A 23768-nucleotide genomic window follows, 5' to 3' on the forward strand; every position below is an offset into this window, starting at 1 on the left:
GTGGCCGGGTCGTAGGCGGCGAGGAGCCGTTGGACGAGAGGGCGGCTGTCCCAGGTGGTGGGGGTGCAGGGGGTGCTGCACTGGTAGCGGCCGTAGTCGCCCTGCGGGGTGAAGATCCGGTCGGGGGCGAAGCCACCCCGGGCGAAGAGACCGTCCACGTTGGACGTCATCACCCAGTGGTCCTTGCCGTCGACCAGTGCGCGCAGCCGCTGGTAAAGGTGGTTGGGGGCGGTGGAGAAGCGGATGTCGTCGATATGGACGGCCCAGTAGCCCCACAGCAGGGCCGGCGGCAGGGGCACGCCGACCATGTAGCGGGAGCGCAGGCCGTGGCGGTGCAGGGCGGGGAAGAGCTCCTGAAAGCGGTCCTCGTCGCCGTAGTCGTATCCGGCGGCGGCGCTCAGGCCCGCCCCGGCGGTGATCAGGACGCGGTCGGCCTCGTTGAGCCAGGTGCGTATCGTGCCGACGGAGGCTGCCAGGTCGATGGTGGGCTGGTTCATCGGGACGGGGTTCCTTCGGTCAGTGCGTGGGCGTAGGCGGCGTGGTCATTGTCCGCGTACACGTTGAAGATCACGCGGTCGAGGCGTCCGGGGTGGGCCTCGAGCCAGTCGGCCACGCTGTCCAGGGCAGTGCGGGCAGCCGGCTTCTTGGGGTAGCCGAAGACGCCCGTACCGATGCCGCAGAACGCGACGGTGCGTAGGCCGTCGACCTCGGTGGCGAGGTCGAGACACGCGCGATACGAGGCCGCCAGCGCCCGATCGTGCGCCGGGCGCAGTGGGCCGTCGACGATGGGGCCGACGGTGTGCAGGACGTAGCGGGCGGGCAGGTGGTAACCGCGGGTGATCTTGGCGGTCCCGGTCGGTTCCGGGTGGCCCTGCCGGGTCATGATCGTGTGGCAGTCGGCGCGCAGGCGGGGGCCGGCCGCGGCGTGGATGGCGTTGTCGATGCACGGGTGCATCGGGGCGAAGCAGCCGAGCAGGGCACTGTTGGCGGCGTTCACGACGGCGTCGGCACCGAGGGTGGTGATGTCGCCTTGCCAGAGCGCCGTACAGTCGGCGGCCCGGTACGTGGTGTGGGGAAACGTATGGCGGATGGTGGGCAGTGAGGCGGCGTCGGTGGTGTCCCGCGCCAGGCTTTCGCCGGACATGAGCGCGTCCAGCACGCGGTCGGTCCCGCTGGGCAGAGGGCCCGGCTCCCGGAGGGTCAGCACAGCGCGCAGGAGTCGCCGGGCGGCGGCATCGTCGAGCCGGCCCGCCGCACCGGGGCGCAGCCCGGCTCGCACTGCCACCGGGTCGTCGCTCAGCAGGCCGAGCGCCTCGCGGACCAGGCCGGCGGACCGCTGGTCCCGATCATGGCCGATGGCGGGCTGGAACGGCTCGTCCAAGGCGACGGCGGCGCGGTAGGCGGCGATCGGCAGTGCGTTCGCGTACACGGTTGTCCTCCGGCCAGTGGGGCACGTGCGGGTTCGTAGGGGACAGGTCTGCCGCGCGGCACGCCGGAGTGCCCTCACCTGTTCGCGGTGGGCACACCGGCGTGGTCGGCGCCTTCAGACGGGTTCGAGGGTTCCCGTGTGCAGTTCGGCGACGCGGCCGTCGCCTGCCTCGTAGGTCCAGAAGGCGTGGACGGTGCGGCTGTTGAGATTCATGAGGTGGGTGATCGTCATGCCGGACGTCTCGACCCAGCCGAGCATGAACAGGCCAGGGGCCACCTCGGCGGTGTGCAGGGTGACCGTCTCCCCGGCGCCCTTGCCGGGGCCCTCCAGGGTCTCGTAGTGCAGGGTGGTGCCGTCGGCTGCGTAGGTGTTGCGGAAGACGACCCCGTTGTCGACACGGAAGACGAAGGTCTTCCCGGCGTAGGTGAGCTCACTCATCGCACTTTTCCTTCCCGGTGCCGGTCTGGCGTCAGAACAGGCCGTTGGAGTGCGGGAGTTCGGCGGGCACGGGGACGACGATGTCCCAGTGCTCGACGATCTTGCCGCCCTGGACGCGGAAGAGGTCGTAGTACGCGGCGGGGACGCCGAACTCGCCCTCGGACTGGAGCAGGACGAAGTCTCCGTCGGCGATGACCTTGTGGATGGTCCTGTAGACGAGGTTCTTGCCCTGCTCGGCCCAATTCGCGGCGGCGGCGCCGAAGCCGTCGAGGCCGTCGGCCGCTTCCGGGTTGTGCTGGTGGTAGGTCTCGGTCGAGATGTAGTCGGTCAGTACCGAGTAGTCGGCGCCCTTGAGGACCTTCTCGGCGAACTCACGCACCAGGGCCCGGTTGGCCTCGGTCTTGTCCAGGTCGACAGGCTCGGTGGGGCCGTCGGTCTGGGAGCGACCGGAGGCGGTGTCCTTGACCAGCGGGGTCAGGGCGTCCCAGTGCTCGGCGAGCTTGCCGTCGGCGTCGACGCGGAAGATGTCGAAGGCGACCAGCGGGTCGGGGCCGAAGCCGTGGTATGTGCCGTGAAGGGCGACCAGGCCGCCGTCGGCGATCACACGGGCGCCCTCGTATCGGAAGCCCTCCGGCAGGCCGGCGACCAACTGGCGCAGAGCCTCGGGTCCGTCGGCGGCCAGGGCGCTGTGCTGGCGGTAGTCGGCGGCGACCCAGCGGTCCACCGCGCTCGGGTCCTTCTTTCCGAACAGCTCGCCGGCTGCGGTCAGGACGGTGTTCTTGGCGTTGCTCATGGCGGTTCTCCTAGCGAGGTCAGGTCATGGTGGGGCTGGATGGGGAGGCGACGCGCAAGCGTGCGCAGCTCGCGGAAGTCGGCATGGTCCTTCACCCGGCCGGTCGGGCACGCGTATGCCGCGGTGACGGCGTCAGAGTGCGGACCCAGCTCGTCGGCTACGTCCTGGTAGACCTCGGCGTCTGACGGGCCGCCGCCGTCGACGAACCACGCGCGCCGCACGGCCTCGGCGGCTTCCCGATCGTTGATACCGGGCTGGTCGCGTAGCGCGGCCAACCCCTCGCCGCGGCGACGGAGTCGGGCACAGACGGAGTCGGGCACGGTCGCGCCCCGCGCGGCGCACGGTCGTAGCCCGCGCCGAAGGCGACACCGGTCAGCCGTGCTGCCCGGCCCGGTCGGTCGGCAGGTGCGGATGGGCCCGCCACCGGCAGCGCCCGGGCGCCGGTGCAGAGGCCGGCTCCGTCGACACTGATCCGGGTGCGGTGTGCGTTGTCCTCGGCGAGTGCCCGCAGCGCCGGGCCGAAGCCGTGGCACCAGGTGCGGCACGCGTCGAAGACGCACGCCGGCGAGGCACGCTCCACCGAAGGCATCACACTCCTCCTCTCTTCGTGCTTTCCGACATCGTCTCGGCTCCGAACGAGCTGACACCTTCACGCTATGGACGATGAACTGGTGGAATCGGATACGCTGGCGACTCACGATGGTCAAAAAGCGACACGATGCCGATCGCGGCATCCCTGAGATCTCCTTCGCCGCGCCCGCCGGCACCCCCGCCGGGATGGAAGTGCTGTCCCTCGCCGACCTGCGCCACCGGGTCCCCGCACAGCGGCTCGTGGTCCCCCAGCGCCCGGACTTCCACCACCTGATCACCCTCACCGCCGGGACCCTGTGGCACACGGTCGACTTCACTGCCTACGCCCTCGAACCCGGCTCCTGGCTCTGGGTACGCCCCGGGCAGGTCCAGCAGTGGGGCAACCTCACCCACGCCGACGGCACCCTGATCCTGTTCCGCCAGGACTTCCTCGACCCGGCCACCGCTCACGGCGCTCACACAGAAGACCCGCACGCCCCGATCCTGCGCCGCCCGCTACCCGACGACGCCGCGACCCTGCGGCTGGCCGCCGACCACCTCACCACCGAGTTCCACGCCCTCGGGCACCTGCCTCTGGAGATCCACACCGCAGCCCTGCGCCACCTGCTCGCGGTCCTCGTCCTGCGGCTGGCCCACCTCACCACACCCGCCGGCAGCCCCACTCAGGAACCCGACGCCGCCTACCTGCGCTTCCGCGATGCCGTGGAAAGGGACTTCAAGCGCACCCGCCGGGTGGAGGACTACGCCGAAACGCTCGGCTACTCGGCCCGCACCCTCTCCCGCGCCACGCTCGCCGCCGCCGGCCTCGGCGCCAAGGAGTTCATCGACCGTCGCGTCGTCCTGGAGGCGAAGCGCCTCCTGGCCCACAGTGACCAGAGCGCCGCTCGCATCGCCGCCCGCATCGGCTTCTCCAGCGCGACCCACTTCAGCAAGTACTTCCACCACCGCACCGGCCAGACCCCGATCGCCTTCCGTGACACGGTCCGCGGGCACCCCACGAAGTGAAACGCGTCCCGCGATGCTGAAGGTCCGCCTCCCGACGGCCATGTCCTTCCCATGCCCGCCCATTGCCACCCAGTTCCCGACCACCGCGCCGGCAGACGGACTTCGGCGGTGGGCGTGCAGACCGCCGACGTGACCTGCGGAGCCACGGGCATCGGGCGGAGTCGGCGTGCGTGAACCGTGCCTTGAATCAGCGGAGGTCCCGCTCCCGACGCGCGGCGGTCGTCCGGGCGGATTCCTGTGCGGCCTACCTGTCTGCAGGGCGTCCGAGGGGTTGGCGGGTCCGGCCTGGTGGCGGTTTCAGTGTGCCCGACAGCGTCGAGCCGGTCTCAAGGTCCGGTCAAGCGGTCACCGTCAGAGTGCTGTTGATCAAGCAAGCGTTGGCGGGGCGTGCGCGAGTCGGCGGTCGGTCGCTGCGGACAGACCGGCCCGACAGGCACGCACGACGCCAGTGACGGGAAGGCGGACTACGCCGTGACCAGCAGACTGCCTTGGCCCGAGCCCGACCGTGACGCCGCGGACACCCCGATCGTGATAGTCGGTCTGGCGGCCCCGGAGGGGGCTCCCGAGGCCGTGCGCCGGGCGGAACGGTCCGGGCCGGTCGGCGTGCGGGTGCGCTGTGCGCCCGACGGGGTCGCCGCGTTCATCGGGGACTCCGTACGCGGGGCGTCCCGGGAGCGGCTCAGCGCACTGCACCTGGTGTGGGCCGCGTTGGAGGACGCCGGAATCGTTCCCGGTTCGCTGTGCGACGCCGATGTGGGTGTGTTCCTCGCACAGGCAGAGGCAGTGGCAGAGGCCGGGAACGGGGACGCCGGTGGCTCGGACACACTGGCGGCACTCGTCGGGGGCGATCTCTGCTGGGGGCGTGGACCCCGGGTGACGCTCGGCGCGGAACTCTCGGCGCGGGCCGCGGTCGAGTCGGCCGCCGAGCATCTGCGCCGAGGGGAGTGCGACGTGGCTGTGGCGGGTTCCGTCACGGGCGCGGTCGCGGTGCTGCGGCGGGAATCCACCGCCGTACCGGCCGGTGAGCGCGTACTCGCACCGGCGGAGTCGTTCGGCTCCGACGATCCGCTCGCCCTCGACGGTGTGCCGGCGCAGTCGGCCGCGCCGCTCGTACCGCTCGTGCTGTCCGGGCGGAGCGACGCCGCCGTGGCGGCGCTGGCCCGGGACCTGCTCGCCCGTTTCGAGGCCGACCCCGAACTGTCGCCGGCCGACCTGGCGTGGTCGTTGGTGACGACCCGTACGACCGGCCTCGGGCGACGGGCCGTGCTGCTCGCCACCGATCGGCAGGAGGTGGTGCGCGGGCTGCGCGCCCTCGCCGAGGGCGGGTTCGCCCCACTGCTGTTCCGTACGGCACCCGGCGCGAGCGTCGAGGGCGGTGGAAGCGTGGTCCAGGTCTTCCCCGGACTGGGCTCCCAGTGGCCGGGCATGGCGCTCGACCTGCTGGATGCCTCCGACGTGTTCCGTTCACGGATGGAGGACTGCGCGCGGGCTCTCGAACCCCTCGTTCCCTGGTCGCTGCACGATGTACTGCGCGGTGCCCCGGGCGCGCCGACGCTGGAGGACGTGGACGTCGTCCTGCCGGTCCTGTTCGCGGTGAGTGTGTCGCTGTCCGCGCTGTGGAGCTCCTGCGGTGTGGAGCCCGCGGCCACCGTCGGCGCCAGCCTCGGTGAGATCGCCGCCGCGCACGTCGCGGGTGCGCTGACGCTGGACGAGGCCGCCCGGGTGGCCGTCCTGTGGAGCCGGATGCAGGCGGAGGCGGCCGGCGAGGGCGAACTGGCCGCAGCGGCCCTGTCTGCCGACGAACTCCGCCCACTGCTCGACACCGAGCGCCTGCGCGGCCGGGTCCACTTCGCCGGTACGAACGGTCCGCGATCCATGCTGTTCGGTGGAAAGCGCGCGGCCGTGACCGAAGTCGTCGAGATGCTCGAGTCCAAGGGCGTCCCGGCCAAGAGGCTGAACCTCGGTCTCGCCGCACACACGCCGGGCCTGATCGTCGATGCCACCGCGTTCCTCACCGGTACGGCGGCGATCACACCGGTCCCCGCCACCGTGCCCTTCTACTCCTCCCTCACCGGCGGCGAGTTCGAGACCACCGGTCTGGACGGCGCGTACTGGCTCCGCAACCTCACCTCCGAGGTCCGTTTCGAGACGGCCGTACGTGCCCTGTGGGCGGCAGGTCACCCCACGTTTCTCGAGATCAGCCCGCATCCCGTACTGCTCGGCGGGGTGCAGGAGACGCTGGAGGACATCGGTGCGGGCACCGGGGCGGCCGTGTCGTCCGGCGTCGTCGGCACCCTGCGCCGGGCGCAGGACGGGATCACGGAGTGGCTGACGGGGATGGCGCAGCTCTATGTGCGCGGGATCCCCGTCGACTGGGCCGCCTTCTTCCGGGGTCGTGAGGGCCGGCGGATCGCTCTGCCGACCTATCCGTTCGGAGTCGAGCAGGCGGACCCGGCGGAGGGTACGGATGGCACAGGCGTCGTGACCCGGGGCACCGGCACCGGGGAGCTGTCCCTCGCCGGTCTCACGGCGGGCGAACGGGCCCATGCGGTCGAGGAGTTCGTACGAGCCCAGGTGGCGATGGTACTGAGGCTGGGTGACCCGGACGCCGTCGCCCCGCAGCGTGTCTTCCTGGAGTTGGGCTTGAACTCGCTGCAGGCCGTGGAGCTGCGCAACCAGCTCAACGAGGCCACCGGGCTGCAACTGCCCACGACGCTGATCTTCGATCATCCGACTCCCGCGTCCGTCGCGGTCCTCATCGGCGAGTTGCTGGCAGTCCGCACGGAGCAGCGTCCGGGGCGGCGCGCGGACCAGGGCACGCATTCTGCGGTCCTCGCCCAACTCGACGCCCTGGAAGCCGAACTGCTCGCTTCCGGCCTGCTGCATGACGGCGGTGACGGCCCCGGTAGCGCTACCGCGCGCGAGCGTGTGGCGGCACGGCTGCGCGACCTGCTGGACCGGCTGGCGTCGGACGACGAGGACGAGTTCGGGGACATGTCTCTGGAGGAGTTGCTCGACCTGGCCGACAACGATCTGCACACGTCATGACACGGCAGGAACCAGCGGCGGACCTCTGCGAGCTCCCCGAACAAGATGTCCGTGAGCCGATCGCGATCGTGGGCATGGCCTGTCGTTTCCCCGGCGGGGTCGAGTCCCCTGAGGACCTGTGGCGGGTGGTGGCGGAGGGCCAGGACGTCATCTCGCCGCCGCCGACCGACCGGGGCTGGGACGAGGGTCCCTACGACCCGGATCCGGCGCGGGACGGCACTGTCCACGTCCGGGAAGGCGGCTTTCTGGACGATCCCGCCGCCTTCGATCCGGCCTTCTTCGGTATGAGCACCCGGGAGGCGCTGGCGACCGACCCGCAGCAGCGGCTGCTGCTGGAGACGTCCTGGGAGGCCGTCGAGCGGGCCGGTATCGCCCCGACGTCGCTGCGCGGCAGCCGTACCGGCGTGTTCGCGGGCCTCTTGTGCGAGCCCCACGGGTTCGGGCCGCGCAACGCCCCGGCCGAGTTCGAGGGCTACCTCGTGGGCGGCGGCGCGGGGGGCGTGGCGTCGGGACGCGTCGCGTACACGCTCGGCCTCGAAGGACCGGCCATCACCATCGACACATCCTCCTCGTCGTCGCTCGTGGCCCTGCACGAGGCCGCGCGGGCGCTGCGGGCGGGCGAGTGCGATCTGGCACTGGCGGGTGGGGTGACGGTGATGGCGTCGCCGCAGTGGCTGTCGCGGTTCGGCCGACAGCGCGGGCTGTCCCAGGACGCGCGGTGCAAGGCGTTCGCCGCCGCCGCGGACGGCACGTCGCTCGGCGAGGGCGTCGGGATGCTGCTGCTGGAGCGGCTTTCGGACGCGCGCCGGGGCGGCCGGCGGATCCTCGCCGTCATCCGGGGTTCCGCGGTCAACCAGGACGGTGCGAGCAGCGAGGACGGTGCGAGCAGCGGACCGACCGCGCCGAGCGGGCCCGCGCAGCGCCGGGTGATCCAGCAGGCCCTGGAGCGGGCGGGGTTGGCGCCCGCCGAGGTGGACGTGGTGGAGGCGCACGGGTCCGGCACGAAGCTGGGTGACTCCATCGAGGCGCAGGCCCTGCTCGCCGCCTACGGCCGGGACCGCCCCGTCGGCCGGCCGCTGTGGCTCGGCTCGGTCACCTCCAACATCGGGCATCCTCAGGCCGCCGCAGGAGTGGCCGGCGTGATCAAGATGGTGAAGGCGATGGAGCACGGCGTGCTGCCCAGGACCCTCCACGTGGACGCGCCGACCCCGCACGTGGACTGGTCCGCAGGCGCGGTCAAGCTGCTCACCGAGGCCCGCGACTGGCCGGACACGGGACGCCCGCACCGGGCCGGAGTATCGTCGTTCGGCGCCGACGGCACCCACGCGCATGTGGTGCTGGAACAGCCGGAGCAGAGCGCCGATTCCGGACCGCCCGCGGAAGCCGACCAGATACGGACGTGGCCCACCGGGATTCCGTGGGTGCTGTCCGGCCACAGTCGCGACGCCCTGCGGGCGCAGGCCGCGCGGCTGGCGGCGCATGTGGCGGAGCATCCGGAGCTGACGCGTGCGGAGGTGGGCGCCGGGCTGGCGCGAGGCCGGTCGGTGTTCGAGCACCGGGCGGTGGTCCTCGGCTCCGACCAAGCCGAACTGTGCGCGGGCCTGACGGCCCTGGCGGAGGGCCGGCCGGCGCCCCAGCTGTTCCAGGGCCGTGTCACCTCCGACAGCACTGCCGTGCTGGTGCTCTCCGACCGCGGTCTGGCGCAGGACATCGACTGGGCCGCACGGCTCGTGCTGACCTCGCAGACGTTCTCCCGGCGACTGGCCCACTGCCAGCGCGCGCTGGCCAAGGCAGGCGACCACGCGCTGCGCGGCGGTGCCTTCCCGGGATCCGAACCGACCGTGCGGTGGGCGGTGCTCGTGGCGCTCGCCGAGGTGTGGACGGAGTACGGCGTACCGCCCGCGGCGGTGGTCGGCGAGGGCATCGGCGAGATCGCGGCGGCCTGTGTGTCCGGGGCGATGTCGCTCAAGGAGGGCGCGCGGGCGGCGGCGCACGGCACCGGCGTGGAACCCCACGAGGGCCGGATCCCGCTGCTGAGGACGTCCTCGACCCCGCTCGACGACGCCGTCCGCACGTTGAGCGCGCACGGTCATGCGCTGTTCGTGGAGGTCGGTGCCGCCTCGGCCGTCGCTCCCCGTCTCACCGCGGCCCTGACCGGGCACACGGGGCGGGTCGTCGCCTCGCCGGTGGGCGGGGCGAGCGGTGCGGACGGGCTGCTGCCCGAGCTGGCCCGGCTGCACGTGTGTGACACCACCGTTGCCTGGCCCGCGGCCTTCCCCTACCTGATCCTGGAGGGCCGTCCGCCGGCCGACCTGCCGACGTACGCCTTCCAGCGGCGCCGGCACTGGCCGGCCGACGGGCCCCGCGCGCTCGACGCGGCCGGGCCCGCGCGCGCGGAGCATCCTCTGCTCGGTGCGACCCTGGAGCTCCCGGAGGACGGCGGCCTGTTGTTCACCGGCCTTCTGTCGACGGCCGATCGGCCGTGGCTCGCCGACCACATGGTCGCGGGCAGGGTCCTGCCGCCGGGCACGGCGATGCTCGAGCTGGCCCGGTGGGCGGGGGCGTACGCCGACTGCGACCGGGTGGCGGAGCTGACGCTGCACAGCCCGCTCGAACTGTCCGCCGATCCGCGCGCGGGCCGGGCGCTCCGGCTCCGGCTGACCGACGCCGATGCCACGGGCCGACGGCGCCTCACCCTGTCCTCAAGGCCCTGCCCGGACGAACCCTGGACGCGACACGCGACGGGAACCCTCGACGCGGTCGGCGCTTCGACACGCCGGTCCAGCCTGGTGACCTGGCCTCCCGCGGACGCCGACCGCGTGGACATCGGCGGATTACAGCGACAGGCGGAGGCGTACGAGATCGTGTACGGGCCCGCGTTCCAGGGTCTGCGGGCGGTGTGGCGGCGCGGCGACGAGGTGTTCGCCGAGGTCGCCCTGCCGGAGGGGACTCGGCAGGAGGCCGGGCGGTACGGACTGCACCCGGCGCTGCTCGACGCCGCGCTCCAGGCCTGGTACGGGGCGCGCCCCGAGGCACTGGAGCGGCGGCTGGTGCCGTACACCTGGCACGGGGTGACGACGTCGGGTGCCGCCGGACCGAGCGTGCTGCGGGTCCGGCTCGCGCCCGCGGACGGTCCGGCACCCGGCACGGACGACACCGGCACCTCGGTGTCCATGGAGGTCGCCGACGCGGCCGGCGTGCCGGTGGCGACGGTGGCGGCGCTGCACCTCAGGTCCGTTGGCCGGGGATCGGCCGGCGCCGTCGGCGTCGGCCTCGCGGAATCCGTAGAGGAGTCGGCGCTCGTTCCGCCGGGGCCGACACATCGCGCAGGACGGCTCCGAGGCGGCTCCGGAAACGGCTCCCACGGCGGCTCCCGAGGCGGGGCTGAAGCCGGGCACCGACACCGCGGTGACCGGCCAGGCACCGGCGTCCTCCTCCGCGAAGTTGATGCGGGCGATGCCTGAGGCGGAGCGCAGGCGGACCCTGCGGCCGGGGCTGCGCGCGGAGCCCGTCGGCACGGCGGACGGTGCCGTCTCCGCCGGACCGGCCCTGGCCGAGGTGGATGCCGGCGGCCCTGCGGCAGGCGGCCGGGCGGGCCCAGGAGGCGTCCGTGGCCGAGAATCCGCGGCGGCCGGCGCCCCGAACGACACCCACCACCTCGACGCGGACGACGTCAACGAGCGGACTGCGGACAACGACCATGAGCGGAGAAGGGATCCCTGTGACGCAGGACTTGCCGGGTACGCGGGCTGAGGAAGGTGCCGCGACAAGCGGCCCGGACGGCGACCGCACCGAGCGGATGATGGAGGCGCTGCGCCACTCCCTGAAGGAGAACAAGCGCCTGAAGCAGCAGAACCGGCAGCTGGTGGAGGCCCGCCACGAGCCGATCGCCATCGTCGGCATGAGCTGCCGCTACCCGGGCGGCGTGCGCTCACCCGAGGACTTCTGGCAGCTGTTGGCCGAGGGGCGGGACGCGATCACGCCGTTCCCGTCCGAACGCGGTTGGGACATCGAGTCGCTGTACGACGCCGACCCCGACCGGCCGGGCCACAGCTATGTGCGCCACGGCGGGTTCCTTCGGGACGCCGACCGGTTCGACGCCGGTTTCTTCGGGATCAGCCCACGTGAGGCCCTCGCCATGGACCCACAGCAGCGGCTGCTGCTGGAGACCTCCTGGGAGACCCTCGAACGGGCCGGTATCGACCCGACGTCGCTGCGCGGCAGCCGCACGGGTGTGTTCGTCGGCGCGGCCTCCCACGGCTACGGCGGCCCCGGGACGGGGGCGGCACCCGAGGGCACGGAGGGCCATGTGCTGGCCGGCACCGCGCTCAGCGTCGCCTCCGGCCGACTGGCGTACACCTTCGGGCTGGAGGGGCCGGCGATCACCGCCGAAACGGCGTGCTCGGCGTCGCTGGTCGCGCTGCATCTGGCGGTGCGGTCGCTGCGGGACGGCGAGTGCGGGCTGGCGCTGGTGGGCGGGGTCTCCGTGATGGCCCACCCCTTCATGTTCGTGGAGTTCAGCAGGCAGCGGGGGCTCGCGCTCGACGGCCGCGCCAAGGCGTTCGCCGCCGCCGCGGACGGTACGGCCTGGGGCGAGGGCGTCGGGATGCTGCTGGTGGAGCGGCTGTCGGACGCCCGGCGACACGGGCACCGGGTGCTGGCCGTCATACGCGGCAGCGCCGTCAACCAGGACGGCGCCTCCAACGGCCTGACCGCACCCAGCGGCCCCGCCCAACAGCGCCTGATCCGGGCGGCCCTCGCCGACGCGCGCCTCACCCCGGCCGACGTCGACGCGGTGGAGGCACACGGCACCGGCACGAAGCTGGGCGACCCCATCGAAGCGCAGGCGCTGCTCGCCACGTACGGGCAGAACCGGACGGAGCCGCTCTGGCTGGGCTCGGTGAAGTCCAACATCGGGCACACCACGCACGCGGCCGGTATCACCGGGGTCATCAAGACAGTGCTGGCGATGCGTCACGGCATCCTGCCGGCGACCCTGCACGTGGACGAGCCGACCCCCCACGTCGACTGGTCGAGCGGGGCCGTGCGGCTGCTGGCCGAGGCACGGGAGTGGCCGTCCACCAGCCGGCCCCGGCGCGCGGGGGTGTCGTCCTTCGGGATCAGCGGCACCAACGCGCACGTCATCCTGGAGCAGGCCGAGGAGTACGCCGACGGGGAAGCCGACGAGCAGGGCACGCCCGGCGAGGAGACCCAGGCCACCGCCCCGGCGCTCGTCCCCTGGCAGCTGTCCGCCGCCGACCCGCAGGCCCTGCGGGCCCAGGCCGAGCGGCTGCACGAGGCGGTCGTCGCGCACCCGGACCTCGATCCGGCCGCGCTCGCCCTGCCGCTGGCCGCCGCGCGGGCGAGCCTCGACCGGCGTGCCGTGATCGTCGGTACCGGCCGGGACGATCTGCTCGCGGGGCTGGACGCGCTGCGTGGCGCCGGTCCGGCCGAGCCCGGCCAGGTCATCACCGGCACGGCCGTGCACGGCACCAGCCTGGCGTTCCTGTTCACCGGACAGGGCGCGCAACGAGCCGCCATGGGGCGGGAGTTGTATGCCGCCCATCCGGTGTTCGCCGAGTCCCTCGACCGGATCTGCGCGCTGTTCGCCGAGCGGGCGGACCTTCGGCTGCGCGAGGTGCTGTTCGCCGACGAGGGGTCGGAGCAGGCGGCGCTGCTGGACCGCACCCAGTGGACGCAGGCCGCGTTGTTCGCCCTCGAAGTGAGCCTGTACCGGCTGGTCGAGTCCTGGGGGCTGCGCCCCGGCCATCTGCTGGGCCACTCCGTCGGCGAGCTGTCCGCGGCGCATGTCGCGGGCGTCTTCTCGCTCGAGGACGCGGTCACCGCGGTGGCGGCCCGCGGCCGGCTCATGCAGGAGTTGCCGTCCGGTGGGCTGATGGCGGCCGTCGAGGCCACCGAGGACGAGGTCGCCGAACTGCTCGCGGGCCACGCCGACCTGGCCGGCATCGCCGCGGTCAACGGCCCGACCTCGGTGGTCGTGTCGGGTGACGAGGACGTGGTGCGCACGGTGGCCGAGACGCTGCGCGCCCGGGGACGGCGGACGAAGGAACTGGCCGTGAGCCACGCGTTCCACTCACCACGCATGGACGGCATGCTGGACGCCTTCCGCACGGTCCTGTCGTCGATGGACCTGCGTGAGCCCCTCATCCCCATCGTCTCGAACGTCACGGGCCGCCCGGTCACCGCGTCGGAGATCCGCTCCGCCGACTACTGGGCACGGCACGTCCGCCAGGCGGTGCGTTTCCACGACGGCGTGCGCACGCTCCTGGGCCAGGGGGTGCGCACATTCCTGGAGCTGGGGCCGGACGGGGTGTTGTCCGCGATGACCCGCGAGGGCGCCGCCGACGTGTTGTCCGAGGAGGAGCGTTCCGACGTTCTCGCGCTGCCGCTGCTGCGCCGCGACCGTTCCGAGGTCCGTACGGTCCTCACCGCGCTGGCCGAGTCCCACGTCCGGGGCGTCCCCGTGGACTGGCGGGCGCACCTCACCGCCGCCGGTGCCTCAGCCGGGCGCCGCCTGCCTCTGGAGCTGCCGACGTACGCCTTCCAGGGCGAGCGTTACTGGCCGGACGGCGCCGAGAAGGCGTCGGTCGAGCCCGGCGATCTGGGGCTGGCCCCGGCCGGGCATCCGCTGCTCGGTGCCGTGCTCACCCCGGCGGACGGCGGCGGGCTGGTCCTCACCGGCCGGCTGTCGTCCCGTACGCACGGGTGGATCGCCGACCACGTCATCCTCGGCTCGACCATCGTCCCGGGCACGGCGCACCTCGACATGGCCCTGCACGCGGGCCGTCTGACGGGCTGCGGCACGGTGGAGGAGCAGGTCCAGGAGACCCCGTTGATCCTCGGCGAGGACGACGTCGTCCACATCCAGGTCACCGTCACGGAGGACGACGGCAGCGGACGCCGCCGGTTCACCGTGGCCTCCCGGCCGGCGTCCGCGGCGCTCGCGGAGGGCGAGGCGACCGCGCTGCCCTGGACGCGCCATGCCGCGGGTGTGCTGTCGGCCGCCGCCGCGGAGGCTCCCGCCGAAGGCGGCCTGACGGGCGTGTGGCCGCCCGCCGGGGCCGTGCCGGTGGACGTCACCGACTTCTACGCCTCGGTCGCCCTCGACGGCTTCACGTACGGGTTGTCCTTCCAGGGGCTGCGCGCGCTGTGGCGCTTGGGCGATGAGGTCTTCGGCGAGGTGGAGTTGCCGGAACCCTTCCGGGCGGAAGCGGCCCACTACGGAGTGCACCCCGCGCTGCTGGACGCCGCGCTGCACGCGGGCCTGGTCGGCCACACCGGCGAGCAGGTACGGCTGCCGTTCGCCTGGCAGGACGTACGGCTGCACCGCACCCGCGCCACCACGTTGCGGGTGCGCATGTCGCCGCTCGGCGAGGACGCGACACCGGTGCTCGTGACGGACACGGACGGGGCACCCGTGCTCTCGGTGGGGGCGCTGGGGACGCGACCGGTCTCCGTGGAGCAGTTGCGGGCCGCCTCCCGGCGCGGGCACACGGACAGCCTCTTCCATGTCGCGTGGCAGCCGCCGGCCGGGTCCGGCGCCGGGACGGTCCGGGACGTCGTCGCCGTGGGCGACGGCACGCTGCCGGACGCGTTGGCCGCCGAGACGTTCGCCGACCTGGCGGCGCTGGGGACGGCCGTGGCGGCCGGCCGGCAGGTGCCCGACACGGTGCTGTGGGACTGTGCGGCGGCGGTGCCCGCCGACGAGGACGTCCCTACGGCCGCACGGGCCGTCGAGCGTGCGGTGCGCTCCGTGCTCGTGGCCTTCGCGGCGGACGAACGGCTCGCCGGGGCACGGCTGGTCGTGGTGACACGGGACGCGGTGGCCGTCGACGCCGACGACGACGTACGGGGACTGCGACAGGCGCTGGTGTGGGGGCTCGTACGGGCCGCTCAGGCCGAGCATCCCGACCGGTTCGTCCTGCTGGACGTGGACGGGGCCACGACTCAGGACGGGAAGCTGTGGCGCGCGGCGCTCGGGTGCGGTGAACCGCACCTCGCGCTGCGGAACGGCACGCTGCTGACGCCTCGGCTCGTGCGCACCCCGGTGGCGCCGACGGACGGTTCGGCACCGGTCGCCGGGCTCGATCCCGAAGGCACGGTCCTCGTCACGGGCGGCACGGGCGCTCTCGGCAGCCTCGTCGCCCGCCATCTCGTGACCGAACACGGCGTGCGCAGGCTGGTCCTGCTGAGCCGCGGCGGGCCTCGGTCCGCCGGGGCCGGGGAACTGGTCGACGCGCTGGGCGCACTGGGCGCGGACGTGACCGTGGAGGCGTGCGACGCGGCCGACCGCGACGCGCTGTCCGCCGTACTGGACCGCATTCCCGCCACACACCCGCTGACGGGGGTGATCCACGCGGCGGGTGTCATCGAGGACGGTGTGCTCGACGCGCCGACCCCCGACACCGTGGACGCCGTCCTGCGCCCGAAGCTCGACGCGGCCTGGCATCTGCACGAGCTGACCCGGGAGACGAAACCGCCGGTCTTCGTCCTGTTCTCCTCCGCCACGGCCACGCTCGGCGCGGCGGGCCAGAGTTCCTACGCGGCTGCCAACGCCTTCCTCGACGCCCTCGCCCAGCACCGCGCGTCCCTGGGGCTGCCGGCCGTCTCACTGGCCTGGGGTGCGTGGGAGGCGGGTATGGCGGCCCGCCTGGACGACGTGGCCCTGCGGCGCTGGCGGCGCTCCGGTGTCCTCTCGCTGTCCCCCGAGGACGGACTGGCGCTGTTCGACGCGGTCCTGACGGCCCCGGAGGCCGGGAACGAGCTTCCAGAGGACCGGACACCCCGCACGCTGCTGCCGGCCCGCCTCGACACGGCCGCGCTGCGCGGCGCGGACGGCTCCGTTCCCGCTCTGCTGCGCGGTCTGGTACGCCCGTCGGCCCCGGCGGCAACGGCCGGCGCACCGGCACGGGAGGACGCCTCCGGCGAACTGCGGCGGCGGCTCACCGGAGCCGACGCGGACGACAGGGAGCGAATCCTGCTCGATCTGACGCGCCGCACGGTCGCCGAGGTGCTCGGGCACCCCGACAGCTCCGCCATCGCACCGGGGCGCGCCTTCAGCGACCTGGGCCTGGACTCGCTGACGGCCGTGGAACTGCGCAACCGGCTGGGCACCGTCACCGGGCTCCGGCTGCCCGCGACCCTCGTCTTCGACCATCCGACAACACAGGCTCTCGCCCGGTACGTGGACGGCGCGCTGCCGCGGGACGACGTACCGCGGGCCGAGCCGGTGCTGGCCGAACTCGACCGGCTGGAGCAGGCACTGACCGGGATCGCGGCCGATCACCCCGATCGCTCCCGTATCGCCGCGCGGCTGCGCGCGGTCGTCGCCGACTGGGGCCTGCGGCCGGCGGCCGGCACCGAAGCACCACCGGACAAGGCGACGGTGCGCCTCGACTCGGCCGGCGACGACGAAGTCTTCGACTTCATCACCAACGAACTCGGGATCTCCTGACCCGTGCGGAACAGAGAGGACAGCGCCATCGTGGCGAACAGCGAGACCACCGAGGACAAGCTTCGCTACTTCCTCAAGAAAGTGACGGCCGACCTCCAGCAGACCCGTGCGCAGCTGAAGGAGCTGGAGTCCGTCGAGGACGAACCCATCGCCGTCGTCGGCATGGGGTGCCGGTACCCGGGTGGCGTCGAGTCGGCGGACGGGCTCTGGCAGCTGGTCCTTCAGGGCCGGGACGCGACGTCCGCGTTCCCGACAGACCGGGGCTGGGACGTCGAGTCGCTCTACGATCCCGACCCGGACACGCCGGGGACGACGAACACCCGCGAGGGCGGCTTCCTCGACGGGGCCGACCGCTTCGACGCCGGCTTCTTCGACATCGGCCCGCGCGAGGCCCTCGCCATGGACCCGCAGCAGCGGCTGCTGCTGGAGACCTCCTGGGAGGCGTTCGAGCACGCCGGCATCGACCCGAACACGCTGCGGGGCAGCCGCACGGGCGTGTTCGTGGGAACCGGCCAGCAGGACTACCGGACACTCGTGACAAGCGCCCCCCAGAACGTGGAGGGCTATCTGATCAGCGGCCTCACCGCGAGCATCCTCTCGGGCCGACTGGCGTACTTCTACGGGCTGGAGGGCCCGGCGCTCACCGTCGACACGGCGTGCTCGGCGTCACTGACCGCCCTGCACGTGGCCGTTCAGTCGCTGCGGCGCGGCGAGAGCGAACTGGCCCTCGCCGGCGGGGCGACCGTGATGGCCACGCCCTTCATGTTCACCGAAACGGCCCGCCAGCGCGGCGTGTCACCCGACGGCCGCTGCAAGGCCTTCGCCGCCTCCGCGGACGGCACGGGCTTCAGTGAGGGCGCCGGTGTGCTCGTACTGGAGCGGCTGTCGGACGCTCGGCGGCACGGACACCGGGTGCTGGCCGTCATCCGCGGCAGCGCCGTCAACCAGGACGGCGCCTCCAACGGCCTGACCGCGCCCAGCGGGCCCTCCCAGCAGCGCGTCATCCGGCAGGCGCTCGCCAACGCCCGTCTCACCCCCGCCGACGTGGACGCGGTGGAGGCACACGGCACCGGCACAAGGCTGGGCGACCCCATCGAGGCGCAGGCGGTGCTCGCGACGTACGGCCAGGACCGCGAAGAGCCTCTGTGGCTGGGCTCGTTGAAGTCCAACATCGGGCACACGCAGGCCGCCGCCGGAGTCGGCGGCATCATCAAGATGATCATGGCCATGCGCCACGGTGTGCTCCCCAGGACCCTCCACGTCGACGCGCCCACCCCGCACGTCGACTGGTCGGCGGGCAAGGTGGAACTGCTCACCGAGCAGCGCGAGTGGTCGGCCACCGACCGGCCCCGCCGCGCCGCCGTGTCCTCCTTCGGCGTCAGCGGCACCAACGCGCATGTCGTGCTGGAGCAAGCGCCCGCCGAGACCCCCCAGGAGGCGGACGAGCCCGCCGTGCCCCTCGCGCCGGTCGTGCCCCTCGCCCTCTCCGCCCGCGACCCCGCAGCCCTCCGCGCCCAGGCCGAGCGCCTGGCCACGGGCCTCGACGACCTTCCGGACGTACGCGAGGTGGCACACGCCCTCCTCACCCAGCGAGCCGGTCTCGACCACCGCGCGGTTGTCCTCGGCAGCGACCGGGACGAACTCCTGGCAGGACTCGAGTCCCTGGCCACCGGGGCCGCGGATCCCCGCGTCGTCACCGGGCAGGGTGCGTACGAGCGTCCGGTGTTCGTCTTCCCCGGCCAGGGCTCGCAGTGGGTCGGCATGGCCACCGAACTCCTCAAGACCTCCGACGTGTTCGCCCGGTCCATCGCCGACTGCGAGGCCGCCCTCACGCCGTACGTCGACTGGTCCCTCACCGAGGTGCTGAACAGTGGGGAGCGGATCTCCCGCTCCGTCGTCGTACAGCCCGCCCTGTTCTCGGTGATGGTCTCCCTCGCCGCCATGTGGCGCTCCCTCGGCGTCGAACCCGCCGCCGTCATCGGCCACTCCCAGGGCGAGATCGCCGCAGCCGTGGTGGCCGGTGCGCTCACCCTGGAGGACGGCGCCAGGATCGTCGCGCTGCGCAGCCAGGCCCTGCTCGGTGTCACCGGACAGGGCAGCCTGGTCTCCCTGGCGGCGTCCGAGGAGCGGGCCAATGAGCTGATCGAGCCGTGGCAGGGGCGTCTGCACGTGGCCGTCATCAACGGCCCCGGAGCCACCGTCATCGCCGGAGAGCCGCAGGATCTCGAGGAACTCGTCGCCCTCTGCGAGGAGAAGGAGATCCGCGCCCGCCGCATCGACGCCGACTACGCCTCCCACTCCCCGTACGTCGAACCGGTCAAGGACGAGGTCGTCCGGGCCATCTCGGGCATCACGCCCCGGTCGGGCACGGTCCCGTTCTACTCCACGGTCACCGGCGAACTCATCGACACGGCCGGGCTCGACGCCGACTACTGGTACACGAACCTGCGCCGACCCGTCCGCCTCACCGACGCGGTCCGCACCGCGTTCGCCGAGGGCCACACGGCGTTCGTCGAGTGCAGCCCCCACCCGGTCCTCACCCTCGCCCTCGAAGCCATCGCCGAGGAAGCGGAGCGCGACATCTTCGTCACCGGCACCCTCCGCCGCGACGAGGGCGGCTGGCCCCGTGTCCTCACCTCCGCCGCCCACGCCCACAGTCACGGCCTGTCCGTCGACTGGAGCGGGTTCACGACACCGCCCGGCCGGGTCCTGGACCTGCCGGCGTATCCCTTCCAGCACCGGCGCTACTGGATGGACGTCCGGCAGGAGAACACCGTCCAGGCGCAGCTGGGCGCCGTCCCCGCGTTCGCGGCGGCGGGCGGCGGCCCCAAGGCCGAGAGCGACACCGAGGGCACGGACCTGGCCCGCCGTCTGGCCGGACTGCCCGAGGACGAGCGTCAGCAACTGGTGCTGGACCTGGTGGTGGATGAGGCCACGGCCGTGCTGGGCCTCGATGCCCCCGCCGCGACCGGCCAGTCCTTCAGCGACCTCGGCTTCGTCTCGATGACCGCCGTCGAGCTGCGCAACCGGCTGCGCGCCGCGACCGGCACCCGCCTGTCGGCGTCCGTCGTCTTCGACTACCCGACGCCGCAGGCCCTCGCCGGTCATCTGCTCGACCGGCTCTCCGGTACCCGGGAACGTGCTCCGGTGGCCCAGGCGGACGCGGCCGAGGACGGCGACCCGATCGCGATCGTCGCGATGGCCTGCCGCTTCCCGGGAGGCGTACGGGGACCGGAGGACCTGTGGCGGCTGGTCGCGGACGGCACCGACGCGATCTCGTTCTTCCCCAAGGACCGCGGCTGGGACGTGGAGTCGATCTACGACCCCGACCCGGACCGCGTCGGCCGCACGTACACCCGCGAGGGTGGCTTCATGGACGACGCCGACCAGTTCGACGCGGCGTTCTTCGGGATCAGCCCGCGCGAGGCCCTCGCCATGGACCCGCACCAGCGGCTGCTCCTGGAGACCTCCTGGGAGCTGTTCGAGCACGCCGGAATCGACCCGACCACCCTGCGCGGCAGCCGTACCGGCGTCTACGCGGGCCTGGCCGGGCAGGACTACCCGCAGCTGGTGGCGGGCACGTCCGCGCGGGAGGGCGTCGAGGCCTTCCTGCTGACGGGCGGCGCGGCGAGCGTGCTCTCCGGCAGGCTCTCGTACACCTTCGGCCTGGAGGGCCCGGCGGTGACCGTGGACACCGCGTGCTCGTCGTCGCTGGTGGCGCTGCACCTGGCGGCTCAGGCGCTGCGGGCGGGCGAGTGCGAGCTGGCGCTGGCCGGCGGGGCCACCGTGCTGTCGACCCCGGAGGCGTTCATCGGCTTCAGCCGGACGCGCGGACTGGCCCCGGACGGCCGGTGCAAGCCGTTCTCGGCCGGCGCCGACGGTACGAGCTGGGGTGAGGGCGTCGGTCTGGTGCTGCTGGAGCGGTTGTCGGACGCCCGGCGCAACGGGCACCACGTGATGGCTGTCATCCGCGGCACCGCCACCAACCAGGACGGCGCCAGCAACGGCCTGTCCGCGCCCAACGGCCCCTCCCAGCAACGCGTCATCCGCCAGGCCCTGGCAGGCGCCCGCCTCTCCCCCGCCGAGGTGGACGCCGTGGAGGCGCACGGCACCGGCACCACGCTCGGCGACCCGATCGAGGCGCAGGCACTGCTGGAGACCTACGGGCAGGACCGGCCGGCCGACCAGCCGCTGTGGGTGGGCTCGGTGAAGTCCAACATCGGGCACACGGCCGCCGCCGCGGGCGTGGCCGGTGTGATCAAGATGGTGAAGGCCATGGAGCGGGGCGTCCTGCCGCGCACGCTGCACCTGAGCGAGCCGACACCGCACGTGGACTGGTCCGCGGGCGCCATGGAGCCGCTGTCCGAAGCGGTCCCGTGGCCGGAGACCGGGCGTCCGCGGCGCGCCGGTGTGTCGGCGTTCGGCATCAGCGGAACGAACGCGCACGTGATCCTGGAGCAGCCACCCCAGGAGGACGAGACCCCACAGCCCGAGGCGCCCCCGACAGCGCCGGGGGCCCTGCCGTGGCTGCTGTCGGCGCACAGCGCGGCGGCCCTGCGGGCACAGGCGGAGCGCCTGCACGAGCACCTGTCCGCGCGGCCCGGGACGGATCTGGCGGCCGTGGCCGGGACGCTGGCCTTCACCCGCGCCGCACTGCCGCACCGCGCGGTGGTGGTCGGCGCCGACCGGGCGGACTTCGAAGCGGGTCTCGCGGACCTGGCGTCGGGCGCGTCGGGCCCCGGCCTGGTGCGTGGTACGCCCGCCACCGGCCGCCTCGCTTTCCTCTTCCCCGGTGAGGGCAGCCAGTTCCCCCGCATGGGGCGGGAGTTGTACGAGCGGTACCAGGTCTTCGCGCGAGCGCTGGACGAACTGTGCGAGGCCCTGGACCGCGAGCTGAACCTCCATGGCGACGCGGCCCGGCCCGGGCTGCGCGAGGTCTTGTTCGCCGAGGCCGGCACCCCTGAGGCGGCCCTGCTGGACGAGACCGAGTACGCCCAGGCCGGTCTGTTCGCCGTCGGGGCGGCGTCCTTCTGGCTGCTCCAGTCCTGGGACGCCGTCCCGGACGTGCTGGGTGGTCACTCGGTCGGCGAGCTGACGGCCGCGTACGCGGCGGGCGTGCTCTCGGCCGAGGACGCCTGCCGGCTGGTGGCGGCGCGCGGGCGGCTGACGCGCGCGGCGGTCGGCGCGGGCGAGCGGCAGCGGTCGTCGCGGGAGTCCCGCCCGGCCCTGACGGACAGCGCCCTGGAGGAGTTCGGCCGGATCGCGAGCACTCTGGCCTTCCAGCCACCGCGTATCGACCTGCTGTCGAGCGGCACGGCCGAGGAGGTGAGCACGCCCGAGTACTGGGTGCGCCACCTGCGCGAGCCGGCCGGTGCCCACGACACGGTGCGCGCTCTGCTGGACGCCGACGTCACGACGGTGGTCGAGCCCGGCGCGGGCGGTGTGCTGTCGGAGCTCGTGCGGGACGCGGCGGCCGAGCGCCCGGGCCCGGCCGTCGAGGCGGTGCCCCTGCTGCGGCGCGACCACCCGGAGCAGCGGAGCGCGTTCGAGGCGCTGGCCCTGCTGCACGTCCGGGGGGCGCGGGTCGACTGGTCCGCCATCCTGGACGTCCCGGCCGGTGCCCACGTCGACCTCCCCACATACGCGTTCCAGAGCCGCCGTTTCTGGCCGGACGGCACCCTCCCGGCGGCGGTCGCGACGGGCGGCGGCGGGGGCGAGGAGCCGTCGGCCGACGACGCGGCGGCGCGGCTGCACGAACGCCTGGCCCCGCTCACAGCCGGCGCCCGCGAGGACGCCCTGCGCTCCCTGGTCGCCCAGCATGTCGCCAGGGCTCTCGGGCACGCCGACACCACGGAGGTCGAGGAGGCGTTCAGCATCCCGGAGCTGGGCATCGAATCCGTCATGGCCGCGGAGATCCGTGTCCACCTCCAGACGGCCACCGGAGCCCAACTCCCCTCCACGGCCCTCTTCGAGCACCCCACGCTCGACGGGTTCGCCGCCCACCTCCACACGCTGCTGGTCACCGCGTCGCTGCTTCCTCCGCCGGGGGACCTGCCCGGGGACTCCGACTCCGTGGTGAGCGAGACGGCCGACCCGGAGCCCACCGGAGCGGGCGTCCTGGCCGCGCTGGCGGCGCGGGCCGGACAGGAGGGGCGCTTCGCGGAGTTCCTCACGTTCCTGGAGGACGCCGCCCGGTTCCGGGAGACGTTCGACGCGGCGGACGTCGAGGCCGGGACGGTACGGCGGCCCGCGCCGGTGCGGCTGACGCGCGGCGGCGGTGGACCCGCACTCGTGTGCTTCCCCTCGTTCGCGGGCAAGTCCGGCGCCCACCAGTACGCCCGGCTCGCCACCGGCGCGCGCGGCGAACAGGACGTGTGGGTGCTGCCCGCGCCCGGCTTCGTCGCGGGCGAAGCCCTGCCCGCCGACCTCGACGCACTGGTCCGGCTGCACGCCGACGACGTCGAACAATGCACGGACGGCGCGCCGTTCGCGCTCCTCGGGCACTCCGCCGGAGGCTGGCTCGCGAACGCGGTGGGCACCGAGCTGGTACGCCGGGGGCTACGTCCCGCGGCCCTGGTCCTGCTGGACAGCTACGCGCCCGGCAGCCCCGCGCTGCCGCACATCGGCCAGTACATCGGCCGCTCGCTGACCGAGGCGCCCGCCGACGGCGCCGCCGCCGTCCTGGACGACACCGCCCTGACCGCGATGGGTGGCTTCGGCCGGGTCTTCGCGGGCTGGGCCCCGGCCGACCTCGACATCCCGTCCCTCCAGGTCCGGGCGACCGAGCCGGTACCGGAACCCGGATTCCCCGAGTCCGGCTGGCAGGCGCACTGGCCCGGCCGACCCGCGCCCGCAGAGGTGGACGTGCCCGGCGACCACTTCACGATGATCACCGATCACGCCGGGACCACCCTCGACGCAGTCCGCGCCCACCTTTCCCGCTGACCCGGCCGTAACCCGGCCGTGAGGGCGGGAGTCCGGGGCCACAT

Annotated in this window: 8 protein-coding genes and 3 pseudogenes; 6 read left to right on the top strand and 5 right to left on the bottom strand. The window is 73.6% G+C overall.

Features of this window, described 5'->3' with window-relative positions:
- From FNH08_RS16830 to FNH08_RS16850, 5 genes and pseudogenes are all read right to left on the bottom strand, one after another.
- A pseudogene (locus FNH08_RS16830) lies at positions 1-497 on the bottom strand (NAD-dependent protein deacetylase of SIR2 family); the annotation flags it as partial.
- Complete coding sequence (locus FNH08_RS16835) at positions 494-1429, bottom strand: protein-ADP-ribose hydrolase (RefSeq protein ID WP_322724663.1); 936 nt, start codon at positions 1427-1429, stop codon at positions 494-496. The gene FNH08_RS16835 and the pseudogene FNH08_RS16830, both read right to left, overlap by 4 nt.
- A 114-nt stretch (positions 1430-1543) precedes the next feature.
- Positions 1544-1867: a MoaF-related domain-containing protein gene (locus tag FNH08_RS16840; protein WP_152772301.1), complete on the bottom strand. Its 324-nt coding sequence runs from the start codon at positions 1865-1867 to the stop codon at positions 1544-1546.
- A gap of 31 nt (positions 1868-1898) precedes the next feature.
- A complete protein-coding gene (locus FNH08_RS16845; protein WP_152772302.1) occupies positions 1899-2660 on the bottom strand; it encodes a nuclear transport factor 2 family protein in 762 nt (253 codons plus the stop codon).
- Entirely contained in the window at positions 2657-2980 is a 324-nt protein-coding gene (locus tag FNH08_RS16850) for a thioredoxin domain-containing protein (RefSeq protein ID WP_152772303.1), read from the bottom strand. The genes FNH08_RS16845 and FNH08_RS16850 overlap by 4 nt, the downstream gene beginning before the upstream one ends.
- A 379-nt stretch (positions 2981-3359) precedes the next feature.
- On the opposite strand from FNH08_RS16850, the gene FNH08_RS16855 reads away from it, so the two are divergent.
- The 6 genes and pseudogenes from FNH08_RS16855 to FNH08_RS16875 form a co-directional block, all read left to right on the top strand.
- Positions 3360-4256 (top strand): helix-turn-helix transcriptional regulator, encoded by an 897-nt coding sequence (locus tag FNH08_RS16855; protein ID WP_152772304.1) that lies wholly within the window; start codon positions 3360-3362, stop codon positions 4254-4256.
- Between the two features lie 471 nt (positions 4257-4727).
- Positions 4728-7304 (top strand): acyltransferase domain-containing protein, encoded by a 2577-nt coding sequence (locus tag FNH08_RS16860; RefSeq protein ID WP_152772305.1) that lies wholly within the window; start codon positions 4728-4730, stop codon positions 7302-7304.
- A 53-nt stretch (positions 7305-7357) separates the two neighbouring features.
- A pseudogene (locus tag FNH08_RS16865) lies at positions 7358-10768 on the top strand (type I polyketide synthase); the annotation flags it as partial.
- On the top strand, positions 10761-11057 hold the full coding sequence (locus tag FNH08_RS51955; protein ID WP_228034181.1) for a hypothetical protein: 297 nt from the start codon (positions 10761-10763) through the stop codon (positions 11055-11057). The pseudogene FNH08_RS16865 and the gene FNH08_RS51955, both read left to right, overlap by 8 nt.
- Complete coding sequence (locus FNH08_RS16870) at positions 11026-16779, top strand: type I polyketide synthase (RefSeq protein WP_322724664.1); 5754 nt, start codon at positions 11026-11028, stop codon at positions 16777-16779. Before FNH08_RS51955 ends, FNH08_RS16870 begins: the two co-directional genes overlap by 32 nt.
- 84 nt (positions 16780-16863) lie before the next feature.
- Positions 16864-23697, top strand: a pseudogene (locus FNH08_RS16875) (type I polyketide synthase); the annotation flags it as partial.
- Between the last annotated feature and the right edge of the window lie 71 nt (positions 23698-23768).

The sequence above is a fragment of the Streptomyces spongiae genome (genome assembly GCF_009377185.1).
GTDB lineage: Bacteria > Actinomycetota > Actinomycetes > Streptomycetales > Streptomycetaceae > Streptomyces > Streptomyces spongiae.